Source organism: Acinetobacter sp. YH12068_T, assembly GCF_024606005.1.
GTDB classification, from domain to species: Bacteria; Pseudomonadota; Gammaproteobacteria; order Pseudomonadales; family Moraxellaceae; genus Acinetobacter; species Acinetobacter amyesii.
Window position 1 is genome coordinate 1,064,653 of record NZ_CP094555.1, and the last position, 15,227, is coordinate 1,079,879.

At 40.5% G+C, this 15,227-nt stretch carries 17 protein-coding genes; 5 read left to right on the plus strand and 12 right to left on the minus strand.

Going from position 1 to position 15,227, the window contains the following annotated elements; all coding sequences use genetic code 11:
* Positions 1-37: 37 nt before the first annotated feature.
* From MST18_RS05225 to dapD, 4 genes are all read right to left on the minus strand, one after another.
* On the minus strand, positions 38-445 hold the full coding sequence (locus tag MST18_RS05225; protein ID WP_180132892.1) for a hypothetical protein: 408 nt from the start codon (positions 443-445) through the stop codon (positions 38-40).
* Between the two features lie 13 nt (positions 446-458).
* Positions 459-1,130: a 7-cyano-7-deazaguanine synthase QueC gene (queC, locus tag MST18_RS05230; protein ID WP_180022497.1), complete on the minus strand. Its 672-nt coding sequence runs from the start codon at positions 1,128-1,130 to the stop codon at positions 459-461.
* 29 nt (positions 1,131-1,159) lie between these two features.
* Complete coding sequence (queE, locus tag MST18_RS05235; protein WP_180132891.1) at positions 1,160-1,870, minus strand: 7-carboxy-7-deazaguanine synthase QueE; 711 nt, start codon at positions 1,868-1,870, stop codon at positions 1,160-1,162.
* Between the two features lie 113 nt (positions 1,871-1,983).
* Positions 1,984-2,805, minus strand: a complete 822-nt coding sequence (dapD, locus tag MST18_RS05240; protein ID WP_078192022.1) for a 2,3,4,5-tetrahydropyridine-2,6-dicarboxylate N-succinyltransferase — start codon at positions 2,803-2,805, stop codon at positions 1,984-1,986.
* Between the two features lie 374 nt (positions 2,806-3,179).
* Here dapD and carO point away from each other — a divergent pair, with 374 nt between their 5' ends.
* Positions 3,180-3,890, plus strand: coding sequence for an ornithine uptake porin CarO (gene carO, locus MST18_RS05245; protein WP_180023341.1), 711 nt, complete (start codon positions 3,180-3,182; stop codon positions 3,888-3,890).
* Positions 3,891-3,949: 59 nt separating this feature from the next.
* On the opposite strand, the gene MST18_RS05250 is transcribed toward carO, so the two are convergent.
* The 8 genes from MST18_RS05250 to MST18_RS05285 all read right to left on the minus strand — a co-directional run bounded on the left by MST18_RS05250 (position 3,950) and on the right by MST18_RS05285 (position 12,018).
* On the minus strand, positions 3,950-5,164 hold the full coding sequence (locus MST18_RS05250; RefSeq protein ID WP_257227499.1) for an OmpP1/FadL family transporter: 1,215 nt from the start codon (positions 5,162-5,164) through the stop codon (positions 3,950-3,952).
* Between the two features lie 162 nt (positions 5,165-5,326).
* Entirely contained in the window at positions 5,327-6,250 is a 924-nt protein-coding gene (locus tag MST18_RS05255; protein ID WP_078192020.1) for a CysB family HTH-type transcriptional regulator, read from the minus strand.
* Positions 6,251-6,305: 55 nt separating this feature from the next.
* Positions 6,306-7,367: a sulfate/molybdate ABC transporter ATP-binding protein gene (locus tag MST18_RS05260; protein WP_180007626.1), complete on the minus strand. Its 1,062-nt coding sequence runs from the start codon at positions 7,365-7,367 to the stop codon at positions 6,306-6,308.
* Between the two features lie 11 nt (positions 7,368-7,378).
* Entirely contained in the window at positions 7,379-8,266 is an 888-nt protein-coding gene (gene cysW, locus MST18_RS05265) for a sulfate ABC transporter permease subunit CysW (protein WP_078192018.1), read from the minus strand.
* The gene (gene cysT / locus MST18_RS05270; protein WP_180102948.1) at positions 8,263-9,096 is read right to left on the minus strand and encodes a sulfate ABC transporter permease subunit CysT; all 834 of its coding nucleotides are present in this window, start codon (positions 9,094-9,096) and stop codon (positions 8,263-8,265) included. Before cysT ends, cysW begins: the two co-directional genes overlap by 4 nt.
* An 85-nt stretch (positions 9,097-9,181) precedes the next feature.
* Positions 9,182-9,787 carry an alpha/beta hydrolase gene (locus tag MST18_RS05275; RefSeq protein ID WP_180132890.1) on the minus strand — a complete coding sequence of 202 codons (606 nt, stop codon included), beginning with the start codon at positions 9,785-9,787 and terminating at the stop codon, positions 9,182-9,184.
* 33 nt (positions 9,788-9,820) lie between these two features.
* Positions 9,821-10,834, minus strand: coding sequence for a sulfate ABC transporter substrate-binding protein (locus MST18_RS05280; RefSeq protein ID WP_078192016.1), 1,014 nt, complete (start codon positions 10,832-10,834; stop codon positions 9,821-9,823).
* A 176-nt stretch (positions 10,835-11,010) separates the two neighbouring features.
* Complete coding sequence (locus MST18_RS05285) at positions 11,011-12,018, minus strand: sulfate ABC transporter substrate-binding protein (protein ID WP_180009950.1); 1,008 nt, start codon at positions 12,016-12,018, stop codon at positions 11,011-11,013.
* Between the two features lie 161 nt (positions 12,019-12,179).
* Here MST18_RS05285 and pabC point away from each other — a divergent pair, with 161 nt between their 5' ends.
* The 4 genes from pabC (at position 12,180) to MST18_RS05305 (ending at position 15,147) form a co-directional block, all read left to right on the plus strand.
* The gene (gene pabC / locus MST18_RS05290) at positions 12,180-12,989 is read left to right on the plus strand and encodes an aminodeoxychorismate lyase (protein WP_180132889.1); all 810 of its coding nucleotides are present in this window, start codon (positions 12,180-12,182) and stop codon (positions 12,987-12,989) included.
* Position 12,990: 1 nt separating this feature from the next.
* On the plus strand, positions 12,991-14,043 hold the full coding sequence (mltG, locus tag MST18_RS05295) for an endolytic transglycosylase MltG (protein WP_180132888.1): 1,053 nt from the start codon (positions 12,991-12,993) through the stop codon (positions 14,041-14,043).
* 9 nt (positions 14,044-14,052) lie between these two features.
* Positions 14,053-14,658: a dTMP kinase gene (gene tmk, locus MST18_RS05300; protein ID WP_180132887.1), complete on the plus strand. Its 606-nt coding sequence runs from the start codon at positions 14,053-14,055 to the stop codon at positions 14,656-14,658.
* Between the two features lie 69 nt (positions 14,659-14,727).
* A complete protein-coding gene (locus MST18_RS05305) occupies positions 14,728-15,147 on the plus strand; it encodes a PaaI family thioesterase (RefSeq protein WP_180132886.1) in 420 nt (139 codons plus the stop codon).
* The last annotated feature ends 80 nt before the right edge of the window (positions 15,148-15,227 follow it).

The window sequence follows — 15,227 nt, forward strand, 5'->3', positions numbered from 1 at the left end:
AAAAGCCTGCAATTGCAGGCTTTTTTGAGACGAAAAATTATTTTTTCGTTTGAGCTGATTTCATTGCTTCTTCAGTTAAAGTTTTTAATTTACCTGTTAACTGAGGACCGAAACATGCTTGAAGGTCTTTATTTTGTTTTTGAACAAAAGCGAGTGTTGCAGGGCTTTTCTTCTGGTTGATTGTGCTTTGGATTTCCCATTTTTGAGCATTGGTTAAACGACCATCTGCTTCAACAGCACAAGTACAGTATTTGCTAACTTCAGCGGCAGTTAGTTTTTTACCTTTGCCAGTTTCTTCTTTACAAACATTAATTAACGAAGATTTTACGTTAGTGCTCTTATATGCTTGTTGAAGCTTGTCGTTGTCAGCGTGTGCAACTGAAGCAAACAACGCAGCTGCAGAGAAAGCAGCAGAAAGAATAATGTTTGATTTTAAATTTTTCATAAACCCTACCTTGTTATTTCGGTATGTAACGTGTCGGATCTTCAACACCTGCGTCAACGAAACCTTGTTTACGAAGACGGCAGCTATCGCATTTACCGCAAGCACGACCTTGGTCATCTGCTTGATAGCAAGACACCGTTTGACTGTAGTCTACGCCATGTTCTATACCTAAGCGAATGATATTTGCTTTGGATAAATGTAACAGAGGTGTTTCAAATTTAAGTGGTTTTCCTTCAACGCCAACCTTTGTTGCAAGGCGAGCCATGTTGGCAAATGCTTCGATAAACTCTGGACGACAGTCTGGATAGCCTGAGTAATCAACTGCATTAATACCAATCACAATCGCTTCTGCACCAAAAACTTCCGCCGCAGCTAAAGCATATGACAAGAAAATCGTGTTACGCGCTGGTACATAAGTTACAGGAATACCGGCTTGTTCATGATCAGGAACTTCAATGCTATGGTCAGTTAACGCAGAGCCACCTAAGTTACCTAAATCGATATTAATGACACGATGTTCTACACCAGCCTGCTCAGTTAACTCACGAGCAGCATCCAGTTCTGTCGTAGAACGTTGACCATACATAAAACTTAAGGCAATACATTCATAACGTGCTTGAGCCCAAGCTAAACAAGTGGTTGAGTCTAAGCCGCCAGACAATAAAACTATGGCACGAGGGCGCATATGCATTACTCCAAATAATTCTTTAAAACTTAACGACCAGTTTCATCGTTCCAAAGCAACTTATGTAATTGCAATTGGAAGCGAACAGGGAGATGGTCTTCTAAAATCCATTGTGCTAAATCACGTGCAAGCTGAGGTAAGCGAACAGCGCCTTTCTCAACGGCAAAGGCCGGAGAGAACCAAATAGTGCTGACCTTTTCGTTTAGCTGATAGCGCTCAACTTGCTGTTTTGACCATTCGTAGTCTTCACGATTACAAATCACAAATTTGATTTGATCATGTTGTTTTAAATGGTCGAAGTTGCTAAGCAAGTTTCGTGCAACTTCACCCGATGTCGGGGTTTTTAAATCCATAACCTTTGAAACACGTGGGTCAACTTTAGACACATCTAAAGCACCGCTGGTTTCTAAAGACACTTCACAGCCTAAATCGGCCAGACGAGTCATGAGGGGAAGGGCGTTCGGTTGAGCAAGCGGCTCACCACCCGTCACGCAAATATAAGGGGTTTTAAAATCTAAAGTAGTTTGAATAATTTCTTCTAATGATTGGCGTTCACCGCCTTCAAACGAATAGGTTGTATCACAATAAGTGCAACGTAACGGACAGCCCGTTAAGCGGATAAAGACCGTAGGCAAACCTGCGGTATTGGCTTCACCTTGCAATGAATAAAAAATCTCCGTAATACGTAAACCCGCAGACGGATCAGAAACAGGAATAGCGGAAGATCGAAGGGTACTCATAACAAAATTAACCAGATATAAAAAAACAAAAAATCTCTACGATTATTGCTAACCGTAGAGACGAGGAGCGATAGAAGCTCCACGGAACACGAATGCTCCGCTGAAATAAAGACTTAGTCTTCGCGTAATAATTCGTTCAAGCTTGTTTTCGCACGAGTTTTCGCGTCAACTTTTTTCACGATTACTGCAGCATATAGGCTGTATTTGCCGCATTTTGAAGGCAGGCTACCAGAAACCACAACAGAGCCAGCAGGAACACGGCCGTAGTGGATTTCGCCAGTTTCACGGTCATAAATCTTAGTCGATTGACCAATGAATACGCCCATAGAAATCACAGAACCTTCTTCTACGATTACGCCTTCAACGATTTCAGAACGTGCACCGATGAAGCAGTTATCTTCAATAATTGTTGGATTCGCTTGAAGTGGTTCAAGAACGCCACCAATACCAACGCCACCAGATAAGTGAACATTTTTACCAATTTGAGCACATGAACCAACAGTTGCCCATGTATCAACCATTGTACCTTCGTCAACATATGCACCAATATTGACATATGAAGGCATCAATACAACATTTTTTGCTTGGAAAGAACCTTTACGTGCTACAGCAGGTGGTACTACACGTACACCAGCAGCTTTAAATTGTTCTTCAGTCCAGTCAGAGAACTTAGTGTCAACTTTGTCATAGAAGCGTAAGTCACAAGCTTCCATTGGTTTGTTGTCGTTCAATTTGAATGAAAGCAAAACGGCTTTTTTCACCCATTGATGAACAATCCATTCACCATCAATTTTTTCAGCAACACGTAATGTACCGTTATCTAGGCCAGCGATCACTTCTTCTACTGCTGTACGTACTTCAGCAGGACAGTCAGCTGCAGTGAAATTAGCACGGTCTTCAAACGCTTGTTCAATGATTGTTGAAAGCTGAGACATGTTCTTCCATCCAGAAAAAAATTTTCCAAGATTTTACACTAAATCGAGTTAAAAATAGATGGTAAATCGGCCTAGGATCGGAATTAATTATTAAGCAAGTACTAAAACCAAGAAATTAAGAGTGATGAATTTAGCATTTTCATAAGGTTTGTATAAAAAATACGCAAAATATACAGAATTGTTCCTTAACATCATTATTATATTTAAAAAAATGAAACAAAAACTCTTTATTAATCAATATTAAAATCTAAATGTATCAAAAGTTAACAAAAAATCAGTAAATTTGCATAAATGTTGAGCTGTGTTTCCTTTTAACATGTGCCATATAACAAGTCTGTAAAATCTGAATAAAAGTTTATTTTGAGGAGAAACACATGAAATCATTACGTTTATTAACAGTAGCTGCTCTACTTACTGCTGCAGGTACTGCAATGGCAGATACCTCTGTAGTTCATGATGGCTATGCATTTGATCAAAACCAACTTATCCCAACTGGCGCTCGTCTAGAAGTGGGTACGACTGGTTATGGTGGTGCGTTACTTTGGACTGCGAACCCATACGTCGGCCTTGCATTAGGTTATAACGGTGGTGATATTTCATGGTCTGATGATTTATCTGTCGATGGCGTAAAATACGACATGGATATGGATAACAAAGTTGGTTACTTAAATGCAGAAGTTCGTCCTTGGGGTGCAAGTGCTAATCCATGGGCTCAAGGTCTTTATGTTGCTGCGGGTGTAGGTTATATCGACACTGAATATGGTTTGAAATCTACAGCGAAAAGCGGTGAAATCGAAATTGATGGTAAAGAAACTTCTTTCGAACGCCTAAACGGTAAAGTGTCTTACGATAACGATATCGCACCATACCTAGGTTTTGGTTTTGCACCAAAATTAAATAAAAACTGGGGCGTATTCGGTGAAGTAGGTGCTTATTACACTGGTAATCCAACTGCAAAATTAACGGCTGTTGGTGGTACTGCTGCTGACCGCGAATTACTTGCTGACCATGAACGTAGCATCGAACAAGATGACAAATATGAATGGCTTCCAGTAGGTAAAGTAGGTGTGAGCTACCATTGGTAAGTTCTTACTGAAACAAAAAAAACGAGCTTCGGCTCGTTTTTTTTGTTTTTAGAAAGCGTTTAAAATCTGTGACCAAATTTCAGACCATAGATCATGGCATCATTGTCTGAGACACTTGCAAGACCTGAAATATGAGATGTTTCAGTATTCGATGGTTTTGATAGTTTCATATAATACAAGCCAGTCGCTAGAAAATTGTTCGGGTTAAGTTTATGCATCATACCTAAACCTAAACCTCGATAGCCATCACTTGGGTTTAAGGTAGACGCCGCATTTCCTGTCCCGTTGTCCCAAATAAACTCTGCAGCAGCGAGCCAACTCGGATTCAATTGATGTGCAATCCCTAACTTTCCTGACCATTGATCTTTCTGATATTCCACCAATTGGATATCAGCTAAATCACGGTAATGTGGATCGAGTGCTGCGTATTGAAGCACGGCATTAAACTGCGGTGGCTGAATGTTGAAATCTTTCCAATTAATCCACCGAACTGTGCCATATACAACATTGTGTGGGCTAATGGCTGTTTGAAAATCAAAATTGACGCTTTGTGGCGTTTGAATTGAGGTATGGGTGTCAAGTACTAATTGAAAAGGACCATTTGAATATAAAGTTGATTCAGAGGTCTTATTTTCATGTTTGATTTTTGAACGATAGGTTATGCTAGTTTTAATAGCGTATTCAGGGATTTGATAACTGAATCCGAGCAGCCAACCAAGCGCTTCATCTTGTTTAAAATCAGCATGGTAGCCATTGAGAGCAGCATATTGTTGCCCAGATATTTTTAAATCAGCCTTAAATGTTTGTAGGCTTAAACCGCTATAAATATTCCAATTTTTATTAGGTTGATAGCCTACCAGCCCAGTTAGGTTATGCGTTCTAAAGTTAATATCGGCGCTTTCAATATCGATATTTGAGCTATCTGGTAAGCGAGGACTATATTGATAACTGATATCAGTATGAAAAGGTTGCTCATAAATTACTCCCGCAGAAATATTTTTATGTGCTTGAATTTTGAGTGCCAATTTCCCAGAAAATTGTTGATGGGCGAGATTCCCTGTAGAAAAATCAGTTACGCCTAGTTCACTAATTGAAGCTTGGTTCTGTACTTTCCCGTCAATTTGAGCATCAACATAAGCGAAACTGGCTTCAGTATAATTTCCGGGTTCAAGAAAGGCCGAGATCGATTGATCCGAGTTTTCTATCCCTGCTGCATACATGATTTGTATGGGGCAGACGATACCGACTGCCACTGCGACGAATTGATTTTTCATAAAGTCCTGGCTTATGGGTCGGAAGTAATGAGGTTTTAATTTTTATTGTGTTGGATGTATTTTAATCACATTTAAAAATAAAGCCAAGAAAACCTAGATAAAATATGTGTTTACCAAAAAAAGAGGACAGCAGGTGTCCTCTTTAATTCGTTAATTGGCCTATCAGTCTTCTGGGTAAGCGACTTTTTTCAACGCTTTGATGTCGGCATCTGGTGAACATAAAGAAATAAACTCATAGCCATAACCGCGTAGTAAATGTCCTTTGCGAACAGCAATCCAAGTGGTATTAACACCAAAAATATCGGTAGGAATTTGTTTTAAACGGTAATCTCGTTCTGGGTCATATGCCACATCGTTGACAATACCCACTCCCATATTAAGTTCAACATAGGTTTTAATAACGTCTGCATCAAGTGCGGACATCACGATATCAACATCAAAGCCTGAATCTTCAAAGGCTTTATCAATTTTTGAACGACCTGTAAAACCACCGTGATAGGTAATAATTGGATAGTTCGATAAATCTTCAATGGTGATATTTGATTTTTGGGTCAGTGGGTGCTCTTTAGGCGTAATGATGCTGTGTTGCCAGTTGTAGTAAGGCACGCTTGCCAGGTTATCTTCATTGGTTAATGATTCGGTTGCGATCCCGATATCCGCTTCACCTTGAAGGAGCATTTCTGTAATTTCAATAGGGCTTGCTTGTTGCAAAATTAGATGAACTTTTGGAAATTCTTTTTTAAATTGGTTCACAATCGGCGGCAAGACATAACGTGCTTGCGTATGTGTAGTCGCAATCGTCAATGTCCCTTCATCTACTTTGTTGAAGTCATCTGCTAGACGTTTAATGTTGTCTGCATCTACAAGCATGCGTTCAACGATACCCAATAATGACTGGCCTGGTTCGGTTAAACCGAGTAAACGTTTACCTTTACGGATGAACAGCTGTACACCAAGTTCATCTTCTAGATCTTTGATGTGTTTACTCACGCCTGACTGCGAAGTGTAAAGTGCAGCAGATGCTTCTGTTAAATTAAAATTCTGACGTACGGTTTCTCGAATAATTCTTAATTGTTGGAAATTCATAATTTTATTTTACCTTAAAAGCAAGTGGGGCTTGTGACGGCCCCAACTTTTTGTTTTATGCAACTTGGTTTTCAAATAAATGCAAGTTTGTTGCACTTAACCATACCGTTTGATTTGGGCGGAATTGATGCGCTTTCGCTTCATCAGCCGTTAATGAAATTTCGATCAGATTGCCTTGGCGGTCATGCAGTTCAGCAATGACTTTACCTGCAATCCAAAGCTCACGTACAAAAGTCGCTTGGATGGCATTTTCTTGCGGCTGTGCATGAATACGCAGTTCATCCGGACGAGCAAAGGCAATGACATTGCCTTGCGGTGCATTGGCATTTTGTGGCAACAAAATTCGGTCTTCACCAATTTGAAAAAGGCCATTGCTATTTTGACCTTCAAAACGGTTGGCTTGACCTAAAAAGTCAAATACAAACGGTGTTGCAGGTTTTTCATAAACTTCACGTGGCGAGCCAATCTGTTCTACGTTGCCTTTATTCATCACAATGATTTGATCGGCCACTTCAAGCGCTTCTTCTTGGTCATGGGTCACGAAAATAGAGGTGATGTGGAGTTCGTCATGTAAGGTACGTAACCAGCGGCGTAATTCTTTACGAACTTTGGCATCCAATGCACCAAAAGGTTCATCCAGTAATAACACACGCGGTTCAACCGCTAAAGCACGTGCTAGTGCAATACGTTGACGTTGACCACCTGAAAGTTGAGCAGGGTAACGGTCAGCCAAGAAACCAAGCTGAACAAGATCAAGCAAACGAGTAACCCGCTTTTTGATCTCGGCTTCAGATGGGCGTGTTGCACGTGGGCGTACACGTAAACCAAAAGCAATGTTGTCAAATACGGTCATATGACGGAACAGTGCATAATGCTGGAATACAAAACCAACTTCACGTTCACGGACATGAACTTTAGTGGCATCTTCACCTTCTAGAATGACTTGACCGCCATCGGCAGATTCAAGACCGGCAATGATACGGAGCAGGGTAGTTTTACCACAGCCTGATGGGCCAAGCAGCGCAACGAGCTGGCCATCAGGAAAATCTAAAGAGATATTTTTAAGTGCATGGAATGCACCAAAGTGTTTTTCAATATTTTTTACTTGAATACTCATGAGGTCATTCCTTAAGAAACTTGTGAATCTTCTTTACGCTTGTCTTGTCGTTCCTGACGTAGTTCAACCCATGTTTTTAAAATCAGGGTGACAATCGCCAAGAGTGCTAATAGTGAAGACACAGCAAAAGCAGCACTAAAGGTATATTCGTTATAAAGGATTTCTACGTGTAGCGGTAAGGTATTGGTTTCGCCGCGAATGTGACCTGAAACCACAGAAACAGCACCAAACTCACCCATTGCACGTGCATTACATAGAATCACGCCGTAGATTAAGCCCCATTTGATATTTGGAAGAGTCACTTTCCAGAAGGTCTGCCAACCTGAAGCACCCAATACGATTGCCGCTTCTTCTTCCTCTGTCCCTTGAGCTTCCATTAATGGAATCAACTCACGTGCAACAAAAGGAACGGTAATAAACACAGTGGCAAGGACGATGGCTGGAACGGCATACAAAATTTTGATGTCGTTATCCATCAGCCAGCCGCCTAACCAACCTTGAGTACCGAAAATCAATACCAACATTAAGCCAGCAATAACTGGAGAGACTGAAAATGGCATATCAATAATCGTGGTTAAAATAGATTTACCACGGAAATTAAACTTGGCAACAGACCATGCCGCAGCTACACCAAAGACGACGTTCAACGGTACGGCAATCACAGCTGTAAGTAACGTAAGTTTTACTGCTGATAATGTATCTGGATGTACCAGTGCTTGGAAGTAAACGCCAACACCTTGTTTAAAGGCTTCAACGAAAACCAAAACCAATGGCAGAATCAGGCAGCTTAAGAAGAAAATTAAAGCAATGATGATCAGGGTATAACGAACCCATGTCGGTTCACGCGTTGCATCACGCGACTGTAATTTTTCCGCAAGCGCATTACTGTTCGTATTCATCGTGCAGTTCTCCCTGTACGGCGGCTTGCCCATGCTTGAACCAAGTTAATTAAGAATAAAATGGCAAAAGAAATCACCAGCATCACAACAGCAATCGTGGTCGCGCCTGCATAATCATATTCTTCAAGGCGAGAGATGATCATCAATGGGGCAATTTCAGTTTTGAAGGGTTGGTTACCTGCGATAAAAATCACCGAACCATATTCACCCACACCGCGTGCAAAGGCCAAAGCAAAACCTGTTAACAGCGCAGGAAATAGAATAGGTAAGATCACTTTGGTCACGATCTGAAAGCGGTTTGCGCCCAGTGCCGAAGCTGCTTCTTCAAGTTCAGTTTCTAGATCACTCAGTACAGGCTGTACAGTGCGAACCACAAAAGGAATACCAATAAAGATGAGGGCCAAGGTAATACCGATCGGGGTATATGCGACTTTAATGCCAATGGGTTCAAGGTACTGACCGATCCAACCAGTCGGTGCATATAACGAAGTTAATGCAATACCCGCAACGGCAGTTGGCAATGCAAAAGGTAAATCAACCAAAGCATCGACAATACGTTTACCCGGGAAGGTATAACGAACCAAACACCATGCTAAGAGCAAACCAAAAACCACATTAACTAACGCAGCAATAATGGCGGTACTAAAACTCAGTTGTAACGATTTTAAAATACGTTCTGAGCTTAAAATCTCCCATAGTCCGTCCCAACCGATACCTAAAGATTTAATAAATACGGCTGAAAGGGGAATGAGCACAATTAAGGATAAATACGCTAGGGTAAAGCCTAGAGAAAGACCAAATCCTGGCAGCACTCGGGATCGCTGCGACATGTTGACTCCTCAAAATGAGAAAAGCTGACTTACAAGGTCAGCAAAATTGAATAAATGATTTTGCGACAAGCTTAATGCTCAGTACTTAAAAAGCAAATTGAAATAAATACTTGTTTTCATCAGTAAAGCTGATATGTTTCATGTGGTTTTCTGAAATTAAGTAATTGAAAATTTCAGGAAACGGTCCAAAACCTGATGCAACATTAATGTGACCCACAGCGCCCATATTCACAGGGTAGAGCTTCCAAGCATCAGCAAGTTGTTTTGCATCTTCAAAGCCAAGCCAAGGATCATTTTCACTAATCAACATCGTTGTTGGCACACGAATACTCAGCTGATGAAAAAATGCTTTGTAATCCGTTGTACTGTCGCGTGCAAAGCCTTTTTCTCTAAAGCGTGCTGGATTGGCTGGCGCAACCAAAACTAAATTTTTGATTTTTTTATTGAGTTCTGGATACAAGGCCAATGCTGCCACCGTGGTTAAACAACCAAAGCTATGCGCCACAATTTGAATTTCACCCTGTAAAGGTCGTACGGTTTTAACGAATTGTTTAATCCAGTCCTTGAGTACAGGATGATTCCAGTCTTTTTGCTGAACACGAGAGCTAGACATGAGCTGACGTTGTAACCAAGATTGCCAATGTGCGTGTTCACTACCGCCTACACCCGGGACAATTACTGTATGTGTCATGTCAAGTTCTCCTGATTCAGTCAATGAATGGTCTTATTTTCCATTGTTGGCTTTGACGATTTGGTCAAACACGCCGCCATTTTCAAAGTGTGCTTTTTGGACTTTATCCCAACCACCAAATTCTTTATCAATGGTTACGAGTTTAAGTGGTTTAAAGACTGATGCGTATTGTGCAAGTGTTGTAGCGTTACGTGGACGGTAAAAGTTCTGAGCTGCGATTTGCTGACCACGTGGTGAATAAAGGAAGTTTAAATAGCCTTTGGCTAAATAAAGATTGCCTTTTTTCTCTGCATTTTTTTCTAAAACAGCAACAGGGGGCTCAGCTAAAATTGAAAGTGAAGGGGTCACAATTTCAAATTTACCCGGTTGTTCACGAATCGCTAAATGTGCTTCATTTTCCCAAGCCAGCAATACATCACCAATACCACGTTCAGCAAAGGTCGTAGTCGAACCACGTGCGCCTGAATCGAGTACTTTGGTGTTTTTATAAATTTTACGGACAAATTCTTGAGCCGTTGTATCATTACCACCCGCTTGATGTTTTGCCCAAGCCCATGCTGCTAAATAGTTCCAACGCGCACCGCCTGAGGTTTTCGGGTTTGGGGTGATAATACCCACGCCTGGTTTAACTAGATCGCCCCAATCTTTAACTGCTTTTGGGTTGCCTTTACGGACTAAGAACACAATGGTTGAAGTATATGGCGTTGAGTTTTGTGGAAGTTTCTTCTGCCAATCTGCAGGTAAAAGTTTGGCTTTTTCTGCAATCACATCAATATCCGCTGCAAGTGCTAAAGTCACTACATCGGCATCTAAGCCATCAATGACGGCACGCGCTTGTTTACCTGAACCGCCGTGAGATTGTTTAAAATTAATTTTTTGACCTGTACGGCTTTCCCAATATTTACTGAAGTCTTTATTCACACTTTCATAGAGTTCACGCGTTGGGTCGTAAGATACGTTTAAAAAATCTTTTGCAGCTGCGCCAAAAGAAACTGTCGAAATGACTGCAGCAAGAACACCCAATTTTAACTTTGCGGAAATACTCATGTGAACCTCAATAATTTTTACTTTATCTGTAACATGGGTGAAGAATAGCGCCAATCTTTATGCATAAAAAATAATTAAAAACGAATTTTATATGAATAAAAAAGATAAAAGGCATGTCTATGAAAAAAAAGCATCGACCTTATGCGAAAGGAAGATGCTTTTCAGTATTTAAAGCATTATTTTGAATTATTGATCTTCACGATTTGATCAAAGACACCACCATTTTCAAAATGTTTTTTCTGCACTTTGCTCCAACCACCAAACTCTTTATCAATCGTGACGAGTTTTAAAGGTTTAAAAACATTTTTATATTTTGCTAAAACTGCCGCATTACGTGGACGATAATAGTTCTGTGCGGCAATAGTTTGACCTGCAGGTGAGTACAGATAATTTAAATACGCTTTGGCTAAATTTTCATTGCCATCTTTCTTAGCATTTTTTTCTACAATCGCAACAGGTGGCTCGGCCAAGATAGAAAGTGAAGGGGTCACAATCTCAAACTTACCTGGCTGTTCACGAACTGCCAAATGTGCTTCATTTTCCCAAGCCAATAACACGTCACCAATACCACGTTCAGCGAATGTAGTTGTTGCACCACGAGCACCTGAGTCGAGGACTTTGGTTTGCTTATAAATTTGACGGACAAATTCTTGGGCTTTTGCATCATTACCACCTGCTTGGTGTTTGGCCCAAGCCCACGCAGCTAAATAGTTCCAGCGCGCACCACCGGATGTTTTTGGGTTCGGGGTAATAATGTCGACACCCGGTTTAATTAAATCGCCCCAGTCTTTAATGCCTTTCGGGTTGCCTTTATGCACTAAGAAAACAATGGTCGATGTATAGGGGGTTGAGTTTTGCGGAAATTTCTTTTGCCAGTCTTTTGCAACTAAACCACGTGCAGCAATTTCATCAATATCTGCAGCCAAAGCCAACGTAACGACATCTGCATCTAGACCATCAATAACTGCACGAGCCTGTTTGCCTGAGCCACCATGAGATTGTTTAAAGTTAATGTCTTGGCCTGTGGTTTTTTTCCAGTAAACACTAAAGTCTTTATTGAAGTTGTCATACAATTCACGGGTTGGATCATATGACACATTTAAGAAATCTTTGGCAGATGCACTAAATGCTGTGGCAGAAATGAATGCAGCCAAAACCCCAAGTTTTAATTTCGATAGATTCATGTTGTCCTCAATTTTTATACATGTTTTGTTGGATGAGGCAAGAATATCTGTAGTTTTTATGCAGAAAAAATAATTAAAAAAGAATTTAATATGAACAAAAAAGAAATATATGCTGAGCGATTATTTTTTAAAATAAAGTGATGTAATTGGGATGACGACGTATGCAGTGTTTTAAAAATGCGCAGCAAATAGAACAAGTTAATTTACTTGATCGAGCCTTTCACTATGGCGATGGCTGTTTTAGCACGGCACGTATTCGCCAAGGACAAATAGAACTTTTAGCTTTGCATATTGCACGATTAAAACTGAGCAATGAGCGATTAAAGCTAAATGCAGATTTAAACCTTATTGAAGACACTTTAAAATTGTTACGTAAACAAGATATCGTCAATGGCACTTTAAAAATTGTGTTGAGTCGTGGTATTGGTCAGCGTGGCTATAGTTTACCTGAGCACCCAGCAGATGTTTGGGTGTTTTATTACCCCAAAACCGTTGCAGATTTTGAGTACGAAACTGTCGAAAGTGGTGTATTACATCAAGCTATTGGGTTAACCATGCCAAGTTTGGTGGGCTTAAAGTCCTTAAATCGATTAGAACAAGTCATGCTCAAAGCAGAGTTGGATCAAACCCCATGGGGCGAAGCTTTGGTGACGGATGTGCAAGGTACAGTTGTTGAAGGTGTGAGCAGTAATTGTTTTATTCGCACAAATGAAGGATGGATTACACCCGAACTTCGTTATAATGGCGTGCATGGTGTTATGCGTGCAGAAATTTTAAAACGGATGCTGCAGCATCAGATTCCATGTACTCAACGTCACGTCAATATGGATGAAATTACGCATTTTCAGAGTGTTTTTTTCTGTAATGCCTTAAGTCCTATGAAAATTGCATCAACTCTGAATGGGGTTGAGTTAGATGTTCAAGCTTGTATTGAACTTTTCCGAACACTTCAATTAAGTCAGATTCGTTAATATGTCCACCGCGTCTAAAAAAACAAATAAGAAAAAATCTGCCAAAGCAGGTTTTCCATTTAAAGCATGTTTGGTTGTGCTACTTGGTATCGTTGTACTTGTGGCGATTTTACTGTGGTCGAGTTTATTTAAAGCCTATCCCGTGGAAGGCAAAAAGCAAATGTTGGCGATTGGTGCAGGGGATACCTATTCAGGTTTTATTGACCGACTGGCCAAAGAGAAACAAGTTCATTTTCCTATTATTTTGAAGTTGTACCAAAAGTTCATGATTAATGACACCTTAAAAGCAGGTGTGTATGAAATTCATGAAGGTATGAGTGTACGAGAAGTTATGGAGTTGATTTCGAATTCTGAAAATGCGCAAATGAATCGAATTTTAGTGATCGAAGGGACGACATTTAAGCAACTGATAGATGCTTTAAAAAATGACCCTTTGGTGACGCATGACATCAGTCATTTACCGTATGCAGAAATCTTAAAAGAGCTCGGCATTCCGTATTCACACCCTGAAGGATTATTTGCACCGAATACGTATTTCTTTGCAAAAGGCGAGTCTGATCGAAAAATTTTGAAGGATTTATATAACCGACAAATCAAAGCCTTAGATCAGGCTTGGACTAATCGAGCTCAAAATTTACCGTACAAAGATAAATATGAAGCCTTGATCATGGCATCGATTATTGAAAAAGAAACCAGTATTGATAGTGAGCTTGAACAAGTGTCTGGTGTATTTGTGCGTCGTCTCAAACAAGGGATGCGTTTGCAAACAGATCCAACTGTGATTTACGGTATGGGCGATAAATACCAAGGCAATATCACTCGCCAAGATTTACGTACACCTACAGCATATAATACATATACGATCAATGGCTTACCGCCTACACCGATTGCTTTGCCAAGTCAAAAAGCTATTGAAGCCGCGATGCATCCAGATGCGTCAAATAACATCTATTTCGTGGCAACAGGTAACGGTGGTCATAAATTTAGCAGTAATTTGTCAGACCATAACCGAGCGGTACAAGAGTATTTATCGGTAATTCGTGCGAAAAATTGAGGAGTGAGCATGTTTATTAGTTTTGAAGGCACGGAAGGTGTGGGTAAAACCACATTGATTCGTAAACTACATGAGCATTTCCAAAACTTAGCGAAAGATGTGGTATTAACCCGTGAGCCGGGTGGTACTCCTATGGCAGAGCAAATTCGCTCATTGTTGCTTTCAGTGAACCACGAAGAAACTATGAGTAATGATACTGAGTTATTGCTGATGTATGCGGCACGTGCGCAGCATTTAGAAGCCGTGATTCTGCCGGCGTTGGCTGCAGATAAAATCGTTTTATGTGACCGTTTTACAGATTCGAGTTTTGCATATCAGTGTGCAGGTCGTGGTTTGGACCGAGAAAAACTGAAAGTTTTAAATGACGGTTTTGTGGCGCGTATGCCAGATATTACCTTTTGGTTAGATGCACCGATTGAAACGGGCATGTTACGTGCGCGTGAACGAGGCGCTTTGGATCGATTTGAGCAAGAGAAAGCAACGTTCTTTGAGAAAGTGCGTTCAGGTTTTGCTGAAATTCATGAAAATGAGCCTGCACGCATGAAGCGCCTCGATGCGACGAAAACACCTGAACAGGTTTTTCAACAGGCTCTATTGCATTTGCAACAGATCTAAAATGCCATAGTAATCTTTGGGTATTTGATTTAAAAATCATTCATAGCATAAGTTATGGATGATTTTTTTATGCCGCATCGAAAGCAGGCGATTATTGATTTTTTACAACGTGAATTTGCCCCAAGTTTAAAAAACTGCACGATTAAAAAAGTTGGACAGCAAACCGCGACCTTAATTTGGCATGTCACAGAACAAGATCTAAGACCGGGCAATACGATTTCTGGCCCGACTATGATGACTTTGGCTGACTTTGCGCTATATGTGGCAATATTGGGGGAGATCGGGATTGTAGGGCTTGCGGTCACGACCAATATGAATATTAATTTTTTAAGAAAACCAGAAGCCAATCAAGATTTAATAGGCGAGTGTCGATTGTTAAAAGTGGGCAAAAGTATAATTTATGGTGAAGTGTTGGTGTATTCAGTAGGTGTGGATGAGCCCGTTGCACATATAACAGGGAGTTATTCGATTCCTCCGCAGCGACATTGAACTGAAAATATGCAGTTGATCCATTAGATTGGATTAAAATGCAGCAGTCTGTCTAAATAAATTGTGCATTGGTTGGTGAA